Annotated in this window: 14 protein-coding genes and 1 pseudogene; 3 read left to right on the plus strand and 12 right to left on the minus strand. The window is 26.0% G+C overall.

From position 1 onward, the window contains the following. Window positions 1-286 precede the first annotated feature (286 nt). From TS70_RS08500 to TS70_RS03870, 4 genes are all read right to left on the minus strand, one after another. On the minus strand, window positions 287-3,016 hold the full coding sequence (locus tag TS70_RS08500; protein ID WP_198049467.1) for a DEAD/DEAH box helicase family protein: 2,730 nt from the start codon (window positions 3,014-3,016) through the stop codon (window positions 287-289). Between the two features lie 56 nt (window positions 3,017-3,072). Further along, the gene (locus TS70_RS03860) at window positions 3,073-4,095 is read right to left on the minus strand and encodes a hypothetical protein (protein WP_198049468.1); all 1,023 of its coding nucleotides are present in this window, start codon (window positions 4,093-4,095) and stop codon (window positions 3,073-3,075) included. Between the two features lie 35 nt (window positions 4,096-4,130). Beyond that, on the minus strand, window positions 4,131-5,417 hold the full coding sequence (locus TS70_RS03865; protein WP_198049469.1) for a spiralin repeat-containing protein: 1,287 nt from the start codon (window positions 5,415-5,417) through the stop codon (window positions 4,131-4,133). 133 nt (window positions 5,418-5,550) lie between these two features. Beyond that, window positions 5,551-6,375, minus strand: coding sequence for a hypothetical protein (locus TS70_RS03870; RefSeq protein WP_198049470.1), 825 nt, complete (start codon window positions 6,373-6,375; stop codon window positions 5,551-5,553). Window positions 6,376-6,755: 380 nt separating this feature from the next. Between TS70_RS03870 and TS70_RS03875 the strand changes: the two are divergent. Next, window positions 6,756-7,594 (plus strand): annotated as a pseudogene (locus tag TS70_RS03875) (IS5 family transposase). Between the two features lie 234 nt (window positions 7,595-7,828). On the opposite strand, the gene TS70_RS03880 reads toward TS70_RS03875, so the two are convergent. The 3 genes from TS70_RS03880 to TS70_RS03890 form a co-directional block, all read right to left on the minus strand. After that, the gene (locus tag TS70_RS03880; protein ID WP_198049471.1) at window positions 7,829-8,632 is read right to left on the minus strand and encodes a hypothetical protein; all 804 of its coding nucleotides are present in this window, start codon (window positions 8,630-8,632) and stop codon (window positions 7,829-7,831) included. 292 nt (window positions 8,633-8,924) lie between these two features. Next, on the minus strand, window positions 8,925-10,622 hold the full coding sequence (locus TS70_RS08505; RefSeq protein WP_198049472.1) for a lipoprotein: 1,698 nt from the start codon (window positions 10,620-10,622) through the stop codon (window positions 8,925-8,927). 339 nt (window positions 10,623-10,961) lie between these two features. After that, window positions 10,962-11,513 carry a DJ-1 family glyoxalase III gene (locus TS70_RS03890; protein ID WP_127092663.1) on the minus strand — a complete coding sequence of 184 codons (552 nt, stop codon included), beginning with the start codon at window positions 11,511-11,513 and terminating at the stop codon, window positions 10,962-10,964. A gap of 74 nt (window positions 11,514-11,587) precedes the next feature. On the opposite strand from TS70_RS03890, the gene TS70_RS03895 reads away from it, so the two are divergent. Further along, complete coding sequence (locus TS70_RS03895) at window positions 11,588-12,007, plus strand: hypothetical protein (protein ID WP_198049473.1); 420 nt, start codon at window positions 11,588-11,590, stop codon at window positions 12,005-12,007. Window positions 12,008-12,087: 80 nt separating this feature from the next. Further along, window positions 12,088-12,531, plus strand: a complete 444-nt coding sequence (locus TS70_RS03900) for a hypothetical protein (protein WP_040093149.1) — start codon at window positions 12,088-12,090, stop codon at window positions 12,529-12,531. A gap of 14 nt (window positions 12,532-12,545) precedes the next feature. On the opposite strand, the gene hpf is transcribed toward TS70_RS03900, so the two are convergent. The 5 genes from hpf to TS70_RS03920 form a co-directional block, all read right to left on the minus strand. Beyond that, window positions 12,546-12,926: a ribosome hibernation-promoting factor, HPF/YfiA family gene (gene hpf / locus TS70_RS03905; protein WP_198049474.1), complete on the minus strand. Its 381-nt coding sequence runs from the start codon at window positions 12,924-12,926 to the stop codon at window positions 12,546-12,548. A 94-nt stretch (window positions 12,927-13,020) separates the two neighbouring features. Further along, on the minus strand, window positions 13,021-13,155 hold the full coding sequence (locus TS70_RS08105; protein ID WP_255516867.1) for a hypothetical protein: 135 nt from the start codon (window positions 13,153-13,155) through the stop codon (window positions 13,021-13,023). Between the two features lie 27 nt (window positions 13,156-13,182). Next, complete coding sequence (locus tag TS70_RS03910; RefSeq protein ID WP_198049475.1) at window positions 13,183-13,599, minus strand: hypothetical protein; 417 nt, start codon at window positions 13,597-13,599, stop codon at window positions 13,183-13,185. Window positions 13,600-13,867: 268 nt separating this feature from the next. Continuing rightward, complete coding sequence (locus tag TS70_RS03915; RefSeq protein ID WP_334199110.1) at window positions 13,868-15,157, minus strand: Mbov_0401 family ICE element transposase-like protein; 1,290 nt, start codon at window positions 15,155-15,157, stop codon at window positions 13,868-13,870. 82 nt (window positions 15,158-15,239) lie between these two features. Beyond that, window positions 15,240-15,593 (minus strand): S1 RNA-binding domain-containing protein, encoded by a 354-nt coding sequence (locus TS70_RS03920; protein ID WP_198049477.1) that lies wholly within the window; start codon window positions 15,591-15,593, stop codon window positions 15,240-15,242. Window positions 15,594-15,669: the final 76 nt, after the last annotated feature.

A 15,669-nucleotide genomic window follows, 5' to 3' on the forward strand; every position in this document is an offset into this window, starting at 1 on the left:
CCTTTTTTGTTTGATACAATTGCTCGGCATTATTAAAGGTTACTAATCTCGTTAAATTACGAATAAAATCAAGATTAAAATTTTCCATTTTCTATATGTTCCTTTGATAAAAATAATACTATTTAATAATTATAATACATTTTTTGTAAACAAAAAAGATTCAATTTTTATATTTTTAATAATTTATTATGAAAAAATGACTTACAACATAAAAAATAAATGTTAAATTAATAATTATTTTGCATCGGTCCACTTTTTAACTTCCAAAAAATATGTTTAAAAATATTTAGTCTTTTTCAATAAAAAATTTAGCCGTCAAATAATTCTCTGTTAACATTGTCTCATAATGACCAAACCCAATAAAACAGTATAATTTTAATCCTAAATTTGACCACTTAGTATTAATTTTGTTTTGTAAAAATAAATATTTAACAATACCATTATTTTGAATGTCTTTTACTAACTTATTAGCCAGTGTCATTGTTTCAGGAATTGACCAATAAAAAACTTGTTCATCTGGTAAATATTTTGTTAATTTACCATACCCCGTTCCATCTTCATCCGCTAAAATAACTTGATTAACTTTATCAAATGTTAAATAACCAGCTTGAAAAGCAATAATTCGTAATTCCCCCCGTGTTAATAAAAAGTTTGTTCGACCAATAACTGATAAAACTTGTTTAACAGTATAAGTAATTCCTTTTAATAATGGCCTCGTCGTTTCAGAATGCATTTTTAAAGTTTCATGTTCTAATTTATATTGTAAAATAATTAATAATTCTGCCACAATAAGTTGATGATGATTAATAAAATATGTTACTAAATCAGGAATCATTGCATAATTTGGAAATAATGCAGTAAAAACAGCCATACTAGTTACTTCATATAACAATGATGTTATTAATAAATTATCATAATCTAAATTAATTTCGCCCGTGGGAAGCTTTTGACTTAACCGTAAAATAAAATAATTAATAAGGTGGTAACTATCTAAAAATAAGAATTGTTTTAACAAGCTTTTATTCCGGTTAGTATTATTTTCATCCGGTTGATAACGTTCAATATTACGACCAATTTTAACATAAAAATCATTTACATAATTATAAAATTGATATAATGATAAATCATAATCATGTAGTAAATGTTTTAAACCATCATTTTGATATTTTTGATAATATTCACGAATATGACTTTTAATTCTGGCACGGTTATCATATCATTTGCGTAAATTATTTAAAATAACTTTTTGTGATCGTTGTTCTAAAGTAATCGTGCAATTATAAGGTAACCCTTCGTTTGCTAATAATCCTTTTATTGACGTTAATTTTGGATCATATAAATTTTTAATTCCAATCGTAATATCATATTTACTATCAATGTTACTAATCAAATCATAAACTTCTAACCGACTTTTTAATTCTGTTTTTCGTAATCCCCGTCCAAGTTGTTGTAAATAAACTGTTTTAGAATTTGTTGGGCGTAATAAAATAATTGTGTTAATCTCTGGAACATCAATTCCTTCATTAAACATATTAACAACACATAAATAATTAATTCGACCAATTTTAAATTCATGTAAAATTCGTGTTCGTTGTTCACGATTTTCAGAAGTTAGATAATCAGCACGGAGATGATTTGCTCGTAAAAAAGTTGCGACTAGTTTAGCGTGTTCAGTTGTTACACAAAAAATCAGTGCTGTTGGTTTTGCATATAAACCCAAATATTTTTCAATCATTTTTAATAATAAATCATTTCGTGCTTTTGTATTTAACTTTTTAAAAAGTTCACTATCAGCATTTAAATCAACCCCTGTTAAATCAACTGTATTATCATCAATACAATAATAATCAAAGGGACATAATAAACGTTGGTTAATTGCATCTCATAGGCGTAATTCTGCTGCATATTCATTAGCAAAATATTTTTTAATTGATTTACCATCTTCGCGTTCTGGGGTTGCAGTTAACCCAAGCACTTGTTGTGGTTGAAAATAATTAAAAACTTGATCAAAAGTATTAGCAGCAATATGATGTGCTTCATCAAAAATAATCACATCAAAATGATCACGTTTAAACTGTGATAACTTATTAGCCATCGTTTGAATTGTTGCAAATAAATGCGCATTGTTTTCACTATTTTTTCCTTCATACATAACTTCCCCAAAAGTTTTATCCATTAAAACCCCACGAAAAGTTTGCAAAGCTTGATCTAAAATTTCTTTTTGATGGGCTAAAAACAACATTTTTACTGGTTCTCCACCTCTTGCTTGCTGTTGATAAAAATAATCAAAAGCGGCAACTACTGTTTTACCAGTTCCAGTTGCCATAATTACTAAATGCGCATTTTTTCCTAATTGGCGACGATATTGCAATGTTGTTACAATATCTTTTTGAAAATCATATAAATATTTCCGAATTGTTAAAAATTCAGTTGGCGTATTATTAAACATAGTTGCAATACGAGCTGTCTGGTTTTGACTAATTCGTTCTAACAAATGGTTTCGAGCAAGTTCATCATTAAAATCAACTAAAACTTCATTTCATAATTGTTCAAATTCAGTAATAATTTCTGTAACTAAACGATGATTATTAATTGTTGTTAATTTAATATTCCATTCCCGTCCTGTTACCATCCCCTGATAAGTTAAATTTGAAGAACCAATGATTGCTGTTGAAACCCCATGGAAACGTTTAAAAATTGAAGCTTTAATATGAATTCGCTCACTTCGTTTTTCTAAGTTATCTTCCACTTTAATCTGAATATTATTATAAGTTGTTACTAATCGTGCTAATTCTAATAAATTATTATATTCAGCTAAATCATCAAAAGTAGTAGTAATAATTCGAATTGGAATTTTATTAAGACAACAATACTTAATCGATGCTTCAATTTTATTAATAATCGCTTTGGAAATAAAGGGAAAAACAAAACAAACTTCATCAGCGGTTTGCATTTCATAATTTAATTCAACTAATAATTTTTGCTGATTTTGATTTGTAAACAATTTTTCTTGCATTTGTTATCATCTCACTCCTGTTTTCTTAATAAAATTATTTTGTTTGAAATAAATTGCTATACCATCATAATCCCAAATTGATTCAATCAAACTAAACATTCTTTTAATCAAATAATATCTGTTTCAATTTTAGTAATAATATCATCAGCTACACGTTCAAAATTTCCTGAAAAATCAACTTGGGTTAATGTCATTTTCCTATCATTTCAATTTTTTACTAAATAAGATTGAAACAAAAATGTTAAAACATTTTGAACCACATCAACGGCAGGAATTGTTGGTGTCTTTGCTGCTAAGACAAGTAAGTTTTTACGAACTTTTGGATTTAAAATACTTTTAATTGCTCGTTCATAATGACCCTCAACGAAAAACACCCGTTCAAATAAATCATCCTCAAAACTAACATAAGTTAACGGATTAAAAAATTTAGTTGATACTCTGCGCGGCTGAATTGTAAATTCAGCAGATAATTTAGTGGTTGGTTGTACGGTAAAAATTGGTAACCGATAGAATTCGTCTCTATTAATTTTAGGGTTAACTTTATTAATGACATGATGAATAATTGTACCAAACGAAATTTCACCCAAAGTATGTGATAAATTAAAAACAGTATCAATTTTAGTATTAATATTAAAATTAATTAACCTACTAGGTGCTGGTTCAAAAGTTTGACTAATATTTTTTAGAATTAATTGTGAATTAAAATATTGGGCCAAACCTAAATTATAAATTTCAACTAAATTAATTTTTTCCATGATTTTATCATAAAGTTTTAATAACCGTGTTCACTTAATCATATAATAAGAAACAACAACAATTAAACTAATTCCAATTAATAACATTAGAAGTGGTAAAAAAATTAAATAAATAGCAATACTTTTAACAACAAATAAAATACTAATAAAAATTCCCATTAATGTTAAAAACGGTCCTAAAAACAACATTCACCGAATTACTAGTTGATGTTGTTTTGTTGGTGGTTGAAATGAAATATTATTGCGATAATATGCTTGTAATTGTCTATTAATAATTTCTTTACTTACTATTTTTCAATTCATATCCTTATTTTCTTGATTCATATTAACTTCCTCTTCTATTTTGATGATTGTTAATATTACATTGTTTTTTCTTGTAAAGTAATTTTAAAAGTAAACTGACCAGTAATTAATTTACTAGTTTCACTTGCAGTAATTGTAAACGTTACAACTGTCTTTGGTTCTTGTTTTTTATCACTAGGTTGATTATTCGTAATGATAAAGTCAAACTTAGTCACCGTAATCAAAAGCGTCTTATTAATCGTTGTTGTTACTGCTGTGATAATTTCATTATTTTGATTTAGTGTTTCATAAAGAGCATCTGGGTCAGCAACAACGGTGATAGTTGTTCCATCAATTTTAACGGGGGTTAAATTTAATTTTGCTAATACAACCGTAAATTTAAAGGTACCATGAATTAAACTACTAGTTTCTGTTGCCACAACGATAAATGTTACTGTTTGACTTGGTGCTTGTGGTTCATTAACTTTTTGATCATTTGTTACAATAAAATCTTTTGTTGTAATCGTAATTTGTAACTTGTTATTAATTGTTCCAATAATGGCATCTAAAATCTCTTTGTTTTGATTTAATTGACCATAAGTAAACTTAGGGTTTGGATCAACTGGTAAATTATTAATTTCAACTTCGGAAATATCTTTTCGTGCTGATAAAGTATTAATAAAAGTAAATGAACCTTCAATTAAACTACTATTTGGTGCGGTAGTAACAGTAAAAGTTACAACTGTTCCTGGCAACTGTTTTTCATTTGGTTTTTGATCATTAGTAATAATAAAATCACTATTCGAAGCTGTAATCGATAAACGGTGATTAATTGCATCACGAACCGCTTCTATGATATCATAATTAGTATTTAACTTTTGATAGACCTCATTTTCTCTTGCAGAAGTTTTTAAATCTGGAACAATAACAGTTTTAATATTTTGTTTATTAACATCAGTGACTTTAATTTCAACATTATATGTGTTCCCTAGTTCAAATCCTTCTTGCACTAAATTTTGTTGATCAACAGAAATTGATGAATCAGGTGGGGCTAAAGTAATAGTAATATGAACAATTCCATCACGACTAACAGTTACTATTTGATCATTAGTAATATCCTTGTTTTGATATACAACCTGATATGTCGCAATTTTTCGTGCTGTAGGGTCTTGCGTTAAACGATAACGAATTTGCATAAAAGTATGTAAATTAGCTAAAATTTCAATCCCCGTTTGATTTGTATTAATTTGAAATGTTTGTAAAATGTTTTTTTCTTGGTGTTGGGGTGGGTTACAAGCAATTAAACTAAAACTAGAGGTTGCTGTAATTCCTAAACTAACTAAAATTAATAATAGTTTTTTCATTGATCAACTTAGCTCCTTTATTTCTTCTATTTTTTTCTATAAATTAATTATAAACAAAAAAAAGAATTTAAAAAGTCTTCATTTTAAATTCTTTAAGATAAATTATTGCATTATAATGCTAATCATATCTCCATTAAACAACTTTAAATTCAATTGTTTGTAAAAATTCATCTTTCTTATCAGTATTTGTTTCGTGCCTATCGGGTTTAAAGAAAAAACTATAACCAAAGGCATTGTAACTAAAGTTTATGTCTAATCATGGATAATATCCATCTTTATTCATTTTTCGAAATAATTGAAAAATTAATGCGTTTGAATTTTTTATTAAATTAATATTATCAGTATTAGTGTAATATGAAAGTCTTGTATCAGATTTAATTTTCGGATCTAATTTATCATTAAATATCTTAAAAATAGTTCTGAAAAATGGGATTAAATTTGCAAATGAATTATTATTTGTTTTAAAAGCAACTGCCTTATTTGCTAAAACATTAAAATTATTTTGGGTCATTTTAAAAACTAGTCTGTCATTATATGTTTCAATTTGATAATATTGTCATAATTTCATTGTTGTTTCCGCAAATTGATCTAATTTTTGATCAATAAATTGTTGTGACTGTAATACTTTAATTGGTGTTTTTAAGGTTTTAGATGAGTTTTTCTTGTTAAAGGGCAAATTTTCAATTGTAAAACTTTGTGGATAAAAAGATGTAACATTTCCTTTAACATAAACATAATAATTTTTTAAAGTACTTGGTTTAAAATATTTTTCCTTATAGAATTTCAAAAAATTTTCTGGTGTTAATTTCTGTGAATCATAACCACTACCTACCCATGATAAAACCGAATCTGATTTGGTTACGGTTTCAATAAGACGAAAGGAAGTACTAAAAGAACTTCAAGAAATACTTGAATTATTTTTAAATAAAATTCCTCTCGCCTTTAATTCTTGACCCACTATCGGCCAAATTGTATTATAACCATTGATAGCATCAAAATTATGTTGTAATGAATCAATGATTTCATAATTTTGCTTTTGAAAAAGTTCATCAATAAAAGTAATAAAATAGTTTTCAAGATTCTTCTGAATACCGCTTAAGGCTTAAACATCATTGCAAATAACAACAAGTCCTTGTGAATTCTGAGGTTGTTCAAGATCCTTAAATTTAATTGAATATGAAATACTAAAATTAATTGTAATACCCATAATACTATCATTATTAACTGTAATTAATTTTGCTAAATTATCAAAATTAATATGACTTAAATTAGACTTCTTGCGATACCCTTTTTTATTAAAATATTATTATAAAATATAATTTATGAGGACATAAAAATATGAACAATAATAAATTTAATACTCTTAATGATAGAGAATGGTTAAGATTAACAGGAATAAAAAAATCCACTTTTAATAAAATGTTAGATATTTTAAAAGTTGCTGAAATAGAAAAATTTAAAAAAGGTGGTAAAACTAATAAATTATCATTAGAAAATAGATTATTGATGACTTTATTATATTGACGAGAATATCAGACTTATTTTCATCTTGGTAAAAGTTTTGATATTAGTGAGGCTAATTGTTATCGTAATATTAAGTGAATTGAAGATATTTTAATTAAAAACTCTGATTTTCAACAACTTGCTGGTAAAAAAGCACTAATAAATGATTATTTTAATGATAAAACTATTATTATTGATGCTACCGAAACTCCAATCCAACGNCCAAAAAAAAAGACAAAAACAATCTTATTCTGGTAAAAAGAAAAAACACACGATCAAAACACAANTAATTATCGAACAAGAAACCAAAAAAATTATTGCAACAAGTTTTTCGCTCGGAAAAAAAACATGATTATGCTTTATTTAAAGAATCAAAAATCCCAATTTTAAAAAATACCAAATTAATAGTTGATAGTGGTTATCAAGGAATACAAAAAAATCACAATAATGTTCTAATACCTACAAAGAAAACAAAGAAAAACCCTTTAAACAAAGAACAAAAGCAATATAATAGACTAGTTTCAAAAATGAGAATTATTATTGAAAATATTTTTGCTATTCTTAAAAAATTTAAAATTATTACAGAAAAATATCGTAATCGAAGAAAAAGATTTGGTTTAAGATTTAATTTAATTGCCTCAATTTATAATTTACAATTATTATATTTAACATAAAATATTTATTTAAAATTAAATAATTTAAATAATAAATTAATTTTTCGTTGTGGAAAAATATTAAATTTTTAAATAAAAAACATAATTAATTAAAATTATATTTTTCTATTAGTATCTTTTTTACAAATATTTGCAATTTTTTAACAAGTAATGCAAGAAGTCTATTATAAAATGAAAGAAAATGTGTTTTTACAAATTAAATAAGAATAATCAAGAAAACATAACTAAAACCCACTAAGCCCGCGAAACAAAACCTAAATCTTGTTGCCATCGCGTTCAAGCAGTATATACAATAGCACTATTCCTTGAATCTCCAAAACCAAAACCTAAACTTCAAAACATCTTGGATCCTTGTGTTGAAAAACTCTGGTCCCCTGTAGCTTCGTTTTTATTTCAAGTTAGCCTTATCCAATATAAACAAAAATTATGTAAAAAAAATAAATTAAGATCTGGTAATGTTTTAGCAACATCACTTTGATTATTTGTAGTAACATATTTAATATTAAATCTTGCTGGATTAGTTAATGTTTTGAATGAACCAGTATAACCAAAACTATAATTTACCACAACTGCTTTTAAATCCTTAATTGGTTCTGTAGTTAATTTTTGTAATGCTGCTACATCAACGTAATTTACTTTTAAATTTGAAAGACTCGTCTTAAAAGCAAACGGCATTGAATTAACATAATAGTTTGAGTATTTATTGGTAATTAATCGATTAACCTCATCAAAAACTGTTTTAAAATTATTCTCAAGAAAATTATTTATTTTCTCACCAAAAGGAGTGTCTAATTGCAATTCAACTTCTTTTTCCGTTGGATTAACTAAATCAAATAATTGGTTTAATTCTGGAATTTGATAATCATTAAGATTAAGAACAGCTTTTTCATTTGCATAATTTAAAAATACTTCATGAGCTTCATTCATAATCTTTAATAACAAATCTAAATCTTTTCTAATATCATTATCATCATCACTAGGGTCAACATTCGGCTTAGATGCACAACTAACAACGGTTGTTACTCCTGCTATTAACAATGAGCAGGTTCCTAATAAGGCTAATATTTTTTCATTTTTTATGTCTCCTTATTAATATATTTATTTGTTGCTAAGTTTTTTATCATATTTTTCCTATATCACTAATTATAATTAAAAAAAAGTAAGCACCCCTAAATTATTATAGGAATTATTGTCCTTAATTTTGTATTTTAAAATAAAAATGATTTGAAAGCATAGTTAACTATGCTTTCAAATCAGAATTTTTAATACTCTATTTTGAAGTATTTATATATGTAACAAAGATAAATTTAAAATACTTTTTCTTAATATCTTAATTCATCAAGTCCGATAATCATAAATCAAAATTGATATTTCCATTTGTTTCGTAAGCAATTTTATCATTATTTTTTGGAGTAACTTTAAATTTAACATTCATAAAACTAATTTTTATATCAGTTGCATTAAGAATTTGCGTTAAATCAGGTTGCTTATCACCTTCTTTAAAAGTTGCTTTAAAATCCTCTCACTGATTATTTTTATTTTTAAGTGATAACTTAACTGTTCCGGCAGTCATTGTAATGTTATTGTTATTTATTTCAGTATTGCTTAAACCTAAATTACGTAAAATCGTTGGTCCAGCAAAATTCATAATACTTGGCCCTAAATAAACATTAATTGCTGGAATATTCTCTTGTATCAGTGAATTAATTCCTTTTCACGTTTTTGGTTGTAAAATACTTTTCCCAACAGCATCAATCCCTTTTCCTTCATTTTGACTAAAAACATTTAAAATACTTGCAATTAATAAGGTTGGATTTAAGTGTAAATAAACAAATGTTTTTCCAAAATAACTAGAATGACCTTCATTACCAACAAGACTTTGATCAAAAACATCATCAAGTTCTATAGTAACTTCTAAAATGACGTTCATAACTACTACTTTTCCAACAACTTTAAAAATATACTGATTATCAGCTTTCGTTGGTTCTCCTTTATACCCACTAAGTAAATGAAACATCAAACTATCAAAATTTGTTGCTGTATTTTCATAGAATCAGTTAGTTTCACCAAATTCAGTTTTAATATTTTCTTGAACATTTTTATTAACTGGTGACAATAAATATTGAATTAATGGTAAAACAGTATTATGAGTTGTTCCAATTCTTTCTTTGCCTTCTTTAAGGTATCATTGTAATAATGCAATAACATCTGGAGCAATATTATGCAATAAATCATTAACAGTTCCAGTTCCTTTTATGGTAATATCAGTTTTGTTCTCTTTAGTGAGTTTTACTACTTGAAAAGAAAACGATAAGTCTTTTGTTAAGAAATCACCAAGACCAAGAACTGACAATCTATCGCTAATCTTTTTTAAAACATCATTAAACTTAGTAACAAAATCGGGGGTATTTATTTGTGATAAATCAATACTATTGATTAATTCTGCTGGCAATTCAATTAAGCCAAGATAACTATATAAATCAGCAAGATTAATATCTAATTCCGGCATAATTGGTGGTAGTGGAAATTTAATATTTTGAGTTGTATCCCCCACATCATTAATTTTATTAATGGTGCTTGCTAAAAACAGTAATTCATTTGTTGATCACTTAATTTTAACACTAAATAGTTCAGTTGATTTTTTCTCCAAACTAACAATTGCACTTCCATTATTCACAACTAATTTTCCTTCTGCTGCGGTTAGTGCTAATTGTGTTTTAAACTCATTAATGGTTGCTGCTGATAGAGCATTGCCATCAGAAATTTTTGGTTGCACAAATGTCGGATCAGCTTTAACGACTAACTTGTAACTTCCTACTGTTATTTTACTAGCTAATTCTGATGCTAATTTATCGTTTGTTATTTCTGATGAAGAAGCAAAAAATGGTGTATCAGTATATTGTTCTAATTGTTTTTTAATGTCATCAACTGACACATTCTGATCTTGAGGATGACTACAAGCAACAACTGAAACGGCGCTTGTCCCCACTAACGATATTGCTCCTAAAAGAGCTAATATTCTCTTCATATTATTCCTCCTATTTTTTAAAGTTTTTATCTAATTAATCTCATTAATATCTTTTAGTTTTATTTTTCAAAATTTATAATAACATTTTTTGTCATTATCAGTTAAAAATATTTTTTGTTATTAAAAAATAACAAACACCCTGTCTACCTCAATTAAGTTAAAAACCTCTTTTTTGGACAAAGGGAGTTAATAGCTAAGTTACTACAAACGGATCCAAGAGTTGTTAACAATTAATTTTAAATTACTTATGTTCCTTTGAGGTATTTTTATTTTACTCTTTTTATTTAACAAATTATTTGCTAAATTAAAATTATCTTGCAAATTATTTGCAAGATAATTTTAATCCCTAATGACTAATTCGTGATGTAATTCCATCACTTTTTCTGGTCCTAATACCCGATCAGCAATTGCCAACGCAAAATTCATTGTTGATCCAACCGAAGCCCCTGTAATAACGTGACCATCAGTAATTGCTGCCATTTCATCATTGTAAATTGCTTTTTCCATTCCTTTCGTACATCCTGGATAACTTGTTGCTTCTCTGTTGTCCAAGATTCCTAAATGCCCTAAAATTTGGGGAGCAGCACACACCGCAGCAATTGTTTTTTGATCACTATTTGCTTTTAATAATCAATCTTTTAACATTTCACTTTTTGTAAGATTATCAACGCCAACCCGACCGCCAGGCAAGACAAACCCATCATAATCTTCATATTTAACATCCTCAATTAATTTATCTGCTACAATTGTAACATTATACGCTGAAACAACTTCTCGTTTTTTCATGATACTAACTAATTCCAAGTTAATCCCACCACGACGTAATACATCAGCGGTAATAATTGCTTCACCTTCTTCAAAACCAGTTGCTAAAAACAATGCAAATTTCATAATAACACCTCTTTCTCTTGGTAATTATAATATAATTTTATATAATTGTTAAGAAAAAAGAAAAAGGTGTGATTATGGGAATTTTTTCAAATTTAATTTATAAATTTCATCGTACGAAACATAAACGAAATAAAAAATATTATTTATTAAAAGATCATAAAACATTGACAGTCAATAGTATTCCCCAAGATGTTGATGTTCATATTATTAAATCTTGACGCGATAAATTTACTAGTTTAATTCAACCAAAAGATATTACAATGAAAGATGGTTATTTACTACGAAACGTGCGCGGATTTAATAGTTTTGGGATTTTTTATCAACTTGATGTTATTTTTTGTAATAAAAACTTTGAAGTTATTTCAACAATTCAAAATTTTGGCTCACAAAAAATGAGTCATTATTTTTCAGAATGTTATTTTGTCTATTGTTTAGCACCAGGAATGATTAAATTCTTGAATATTAAAGCAAACGATATTTTACGAATTATTTAATTTATTAATAATATTATTAAATTAGTTTTAATAATATTGTTATAATATATCTATTGATATGGTTAAGGAGGGAAAAAATTATGGCAAAATTAAAATATGCAACAATTAAGGTTAATGTTACTTTCCAAAAAGTAATGATTTGAATTTCTGGATTATGATTGTTTATTTTAGCAATTTTAAACTCATTTCCAAATGTTAAAGTTGACACAAGACTCTTTGTTCACAATAACACTGGAGATAATGGCGCAATTATTTTAATTACAGCTTTCTTGTTTATTTGTGTCGCAACCTTTGTTCGTCACAAAATTGGTAAATTAATTGCTGGAATTGTTTTTATCACAATTGCAATTATTGGTATGATCGGTGCAATTATCACTTCAACAAAAGAAATTTCAACTTGAGTAATTGTTGTTGGTGAATTAGTTGCTGTAATTGGGGCTTTAATTTGATTATTAGAAGGAATTGGTGCAATTCGGGTTAATAAAGCAAACGCCACAAATAATACAACTACTACTAAACAGTAATAAATAAAAAAAGGTTAACTAAATTCCTCTTCTTGGTCCGCTTCAGCTTCAAGTGATGTTGCATAGACTTTTCCAAGGGCTTGATTTTTATTATGGCGGTCTTCTCTTTTTCCTTTAATTTTTCGTAACTGTTCTTCAATTTTATGTAAAGCTTGGTCAACTGCTTTATAAAAATCACTATTATGAACTTCTGCTTTTAAGAAATTGTTTTTCCCTCTAATATCAATTGAAGTATTAATGACAACATTGTTCTCTTTGGTAAACTCAATATCAACATGAACAAGATCATTTTCATTAACTTGCTGATATTTTAATAATTTATTAAAAGTATCCATTAAATGCTGATGCATTGCATCAGTAATAATAATGTTTTTGCTACGAACTTTGTATTCCATTATATTCGCCTCGTTTCTATATTTTTATTATAACAAAACCACGAATAATTCACAGGTTAAAAAAAGAAAAACAAATAAAAATTAATAAAAAATTTTAACCTTCATTATCTAATAAGAAAAAATCAATATATTCATTTGTGACTTCCTCTAATCTTATTTTTTCAACTAAAACCTTACTTGCATTAATTTGCGCAAGATTTTCATTATATTGTTTAACTAATTTAACCAAAGGAGCATTAACTTCTTTTAATAACTCTTATAACTCTAACATTTCTTTTGTTGAATAACGTTGTGGCTCTTTAATTTTTAAATACAAATTTTTAGCATTTACTTCTGCTGGATTAACAACACTGACATATTTTTCTTTTGGATTATATTGTCGAACAATTGTGTCAATTCGAAATTCAAAACGCGTTAAAATTCCTGCAACATATTTTTCTAATAATGAATGTTGAATTAAATTTTCAAGCTCACTACGATTTTTAATCTTATTATGATTATTCTTTGTTTTTCCTCATAAATGTTGAATTGACTGTTTCTTTTGATTTGCAAGATCATATAAATTAATTACTTCTTGATCAAGTTTAGTTTTTAACTTCTTTAAAATATCTAAATTTTCAAGTGTAAATTTTAATAAAAAATCGGTATTATCTACAATTAATTTATCGTCCATTTTATATTACTCCTTAAAATTCTACACACTTTCACTATTATATATTATACTCTAAAACGGTTCGTAAAACAAGAGGCAAAAGTTTACCATTTTTAATGTGTTGGAATAAAGTAAGTGTTTGTTTAGTAGACATAAATTTAATGCTTTTTATTTATAAAAGCATTAGCAAGACTTGTCTTTTTAAGTTAAGATAATTAAACCACGAATTTTTATATTCTGCAACAACAAAATAGCAAATTATTAAAATTTGCCCTAAATTCTTAATTAATTAGTTTTTTGAATTAAGAATTTTTCTTATTAGTTTTGTAATTCCTTTATCTTTTGAATTCAAAATTGGTACTGAACCCTGTTTTGGTTCATAATCAGAATTTTCATTAGTTGGATGGAATCACATATTTTGTCGATAATATTCTGTTGCATCGTTAACTTCTTCAATATGTTCATTAATAATTAATTGAATAGGATTTCATTTATTTACTTTTGCCATTCGCATGCATAACATATTACGAAAAACTATTTCACTATATGCTTTTGCACCATAAGATTTTAATGCTTTAACATTATGTGAAATTTGTGATTCAGTTTGACAACCAATATAATATTCTTGTTGATAATTTTTGATTTCTTCAGTATTAGTAGTTATATATTGAATTAAATCTTTGACTTTGTCTTTTTTATCTTTTAAAAATGGATATATATCTTGCATTTCTTTTGTCAAAAATGGTTTTAAATAATCCAAAATAGAATTAACTTCCCCTTTTCTAACAAAAGCATATACATCTTGATAAATTGCTTTTTTCTGAGTTTCTTCTACAGTTAGTTCTTTTTTTGAATCTTTACCTAGTCTACGAAAATTAAAGCAGTGATGAACTTTAGCCATTAAATGAAATTCATCTAGGACATAATCTGTTTTCAAATATTCAGCTAATTTTTTAATTCATTCTGCACCATCACCCATTACTATTAGTTGCTTGCCTGTTAAATCATAGTTATTATTAATAAATTCCTTTAATAATTGACGATATTCTTTCATTTTAAGATTTACATTTTTTGACATTACCATTAATAATCGTTTATTTTGTAAGAAATGTCTTTTTTTACTAGATTTTTGCCAATCAATTCCGGTATGTAAATATGCTAATCTAACCATATTTTTGTCAATTTTCTTATGCTTTTTAAAAATTTTAGTAAATGTGTCATCCAGCCCTAAGTAAACATATTTGCTATCGGCTCTTATTTTATTTGGAAGAGCCATATGTTTAAAATTTTCATTTATTTCAGCTAAATCAACACTACGAAAAATATTAGAAATAGTCATTGGTGAAATCTTTAAATCTTTATACTTATCAATAATATCTCGATAACATTTACCAGAATCTAATTCCTTGAGAACTTTAATATATAAATCAAAATGAATTCGTTGATATGGTTTTCTGCCCATTTCTGTATCTAGTAAAAAAACAAATCTATTTCCTCCTAGTTTGCCATTTTTATTTGTTTTATTTGGATCATAGTATTTTGTATACTGTAAAACTAAACGATAAAAAGTTATAATTATATTAACATATTAATCATAAAATACAATAAAAAAGTAAAAAATAGTNTNANACTATTTTTTACTTTTTTATATTTTTATTAATTTATTCATTTTTGTTTGTTTTACTAATATTTTCAATATTGTNTGTTTTATCTTGTTTTTTATTTAAGTTTTGGAATGCTGTTTTTATTTCCTGAATTTCTTTATCATCATTTTTTAATAATTCAGGGTGACAATTTTTATAACTTAATTTAAGATGTTTTCTAACTGTATTAAAATCAAGCACCTCAACTTCAATTTCATCACCAATATCAAAAAAATCTTTAATATCTTTAACAAAATAATCTGAAACTTCACTAATATGGATTAAACCATCAGCCTTTCCTGCTCTACAAAAAGCACCATAGGGAGTAATATTTGTTATTTTTACAATAATTTTGTTATTTTTATCATACATAATATTTTTTTCTCCTTTACTAAACCTAATTATATTATTAAAGTGCTNAAAATAATTTGTTAAACACAAAAATAAT

This window comes from Spiroplasma sp. hyd1, assembly GCF_016082235.1.
GTDB lineage: Bacteria > Bacillota_I > Bacilli_A > Mycoplasmatales > Mycoplasmataceae > Spiroplasma > Spiroplasma poulsonii.